This is a genomic window from Pelovirga sp., assembly GCF_059864205.1.
The window spans coordinates 1-2,393 of the sequence record NZ_JCBCBS010000209.1 but is presented as its reverse complement, the minus strand read 5'-3'; the positions used below and the strand labels follow the sequence as shown (position 1 = coordinate 2,393).

Below are 2,393 nucleotides of genomic sequence, written 5' to 3'. Positions count from 1 at the left end.
TCCTGTAGCACCTGAAGCTTCTCGGTCGGCAGCGGCTGCTGGTTGCGCAGCGCCTCGGTCAGCGCCGGGTCGACCTTCATCATGTGGGCGATGGCGGTGTGGGCCGGGACGCAATAGGTGCAATTATGTTCGACGTTGATGGTCTGCCAGACCACGGTCTTTTCTTCGGCGTTGAAGGAGGAATCGATGAACAGCTGGTGCAGCTTCTGGTAGCCTTCGAGGAGACCGGGAGCCTCGGCCATCACGCCAAAGAGGTTGGGAATCATGCCGTTCTGTTTCTTGTAGTTGGCGAGACGTTCGCTGCTCGCTTCCGGGGCGGTATCGATGTCGTGAATTTTGAATTTGTTTTTCATCTTTCTTCTCCTTCAGTTTATGACTGTTCTTGAGGTTATTGATCTCTCGTTGCGAGACGTTAAAACTGGGCCTTCTTAATTGTTTCTTGAACGTACGTTCAACTTATCCCCTCCGATACGCTGTTGTCAATATTATTTGAACGATCGTTCAAGCTTGTGTATAGTGGATCTGCACGGTTTATTTTTAAGGACGAGGAATCGCCATGGCAAAAGCGCAATTTGACCGCAATCAGGTGGTAGAAAGGTCGATCAAGCTGTTCTGGCAGAACGGCTTCAGCGCCTCGTCGATGCAGCAGGTGGTGAAGAACACCGGTCTCCAGCCCGGTTCGATCTATCTTGCCTTCGGCAGCAAAGAGGGTCTCTTTCGCGAGGCGCTTGAGGAATATGCCCGCAAGAGCAAGGAATGTATACGGAAGAGGCTCGATTCGGCACCATCGATCGGAGAGGGGATTTGTGCGCTTCTTGATGAAATGGTCGAGGATTCGTTGCGTAGAAACTACTGTAGCTGTTTTCTGATCAAGACTCAGCTCGAACTGGCGGCACAGAGAAATGAGTTTTACGATTTTGCCGCAGCCCAGTTGGCCGGGATTGAAGAGCTTTATCGCAGTTACCTGGCCCGAGAGTTCGACGCCGACCTGAGCCGGAAACGGGCCTCAAGCCTGATGCTGCATATCTTTGGTGTTAAGGTTTACAGCTATCAGCGCGATTCGACCGCGCGGATGCGCGAGGGTCTGCACGAGGGTCTGCCCTGGCTCCCCTGGCCACAACAACCGGGTAACGTATGACAACATCCGACGAAAAATCTGATCGTAGAATCCCGTCACGGCAGTTCTCGTCGACCTCTGACTCTGGTAACATCACTATGCAACTGACTTTAGCAATAAAACAGGCGCGAGTACAATTATGGGACCGGAACATTTTGGCTGGGGCGGCTGGTGGATTTTTTGTATCTGTTCAGCACCGGGTCGGAAATCCTATGTCAAGGGACGCGATTGTTTCCCGTTGGGTCATCCATGACCGCTTGTTGTCGCCGTCCATGGCGACAAAAACCCTTGCCACAGGATCCAAAGGCCCTGCGCAAGGATAGAGCTGAATAGTTACTATTTTTTGTTAGGGCGTGGTGGCCCCGGACCGCCCTGGTGGCATGGCGACAACTTTCAACCAGCATTCCCAAAAGGAGAAAGAAATATGCAAAGGAAAAAAAGGATGTGGCTGTTGATACTCGTCTCGATTTTTCTAACCACCGCTTGTTCACAAAATGAATTGACAGCCGAATCACTTGTGGGAACGCAAGCGCCCGCTTTTCAACTGGATGATGCCCGCGGCGGACAGGTCTCGTTAAGTGATTACACTCAACAGAAAATACCGGTTCTGCTCTTTTTCCACATGGCGGTTGGCTGACCGCCGTGCATGAAGCAAATCGTGGATTTGCAAAACAGCTCAACATTCCAGGCCCTGAACGTGCAGGTTATCAGTATTGCCCGCGACTCCGTCGCCGAAATGGCCCCGGAAATTCCCCGCCTGGGCATTACCTCTGTCCCGGTTCTCTCCGACCCGGATCTGAGTGTGTCAGCACAATATGATGTACTGAAATGGGCCATCGGCAACGGCGAACCAAGCCATACCTTTGTTTTGGTCGATGGTAACGGAAAAATTGTCTGGATCAAAGATTATGGTGCGCCTGACAACCCGGACCGCACCATGTATGTCGAAGTCCCGGAGCTTGTGCGCTATGTTCGTGAATATGTGAATTAAAAGGCGTTAAGGCCCATAAGGGGTTGCTCAGCGGTAAGGAAAGTCAGGCATAAACAAAGAGACTATCCCGGTGATTTTTGTCACGGTTTTTATTGTGACAGGATTTTTGTTGGCAGCGCAGGCACGGGCCCATGGCGACGATGGCCGTGGCAATGGGCCAGCTGCGAATGGTTTGAAAACTCCTCCTGCTAACTTTTACATCTCGATTATCCACCCAGCATCTTCGTCATCATCTTTTTCATTGTTGCGTTCTTCAGCATCCCCATCATCCACATTTCGCCAATC

The 2,393-nt window shown here is 51.5% G+C and carries 4 protein-coding genes; 3 read left to right on the top strand and 1 reads right to left on the bottom strand.

Translation table 11 applies throughout. The features are described from left to right. Positions 1-353: carboxymuconolactone decarboxylase family protein (locus AC6F7T_RS13145; RefSeq protein WP_500719550.1), on the bottom strand; the 353-nt coding region annotated here is incomplete at its 3' end. Positions 354-556: 203 nt separating this feature from the next. Between AC6F7T_RS13145 and AC6F7T_RS13140 the strand changes: the two genes are divergently transcribed. The 3 genes from AC6F7T_RS13140 (at position 557) to AC6F7T_RS13130 (ending at position 2,108) form a co-directional block, all read left to right on the top strand. Then, entirely contained in the window at positions 557-1,138 is a 582-nt protein-coding gene (locus AC6F7T_RS13140; protein WP_500719548.1) for a TetR family transcriptional regulator, read from the top strand. A 403-nt stretch (positions 1,139-1,541) separates the two neighbouring features. Further along, positions 1,542-1,754 carry a redoxin domain-containing protein gene (locus AC6F7T_RS13135; RefSeq protein WP_500719547.1) on the top strand — a complete coding sequence of 71 codons (213 nt, stop codon included), beginning with the start codon at positions 1,542-1,544 and terminating at the stop codon, positions 1,752-1,754. 9 nt (positions 1,755-1,763) lie between these two features. Next, a complete protein-coding gene (locus tag AC6F7T_RS13130; protein WP_500719545.1) occupies positions 1,764-2,108 on the top strand; it encodes a redoxin domain-containing protein in 345 nt (114 codons plus the stop codon). Positions 2,109-2,393 lie beyond the last annotated feature (285 nt).

Coding starts and splice junctions, on each gene's coding strand:
- AC6F7T_RS13135 (WP_500719547.1), top strand. CDS start 1,542: ATGCAAAGGAAAAAAAGGATGTGGCTGTTGATACTCGTCTCGATTTTT.
- AC6F7T_RS13140 (WP_500719548.1), top strand. CDS start 557: ATGGCAAAAGCGCAATTTGACCGCAATCAGGTGGTAGAAAGGTCGATC.
- AC6F7T_RS13130 (WP_500719545.1), top strand. CDS start 1,764: ATGAAGCAAATCGTGGATTTGCAAAACAGCTCAACATTCCAGGCCCTG.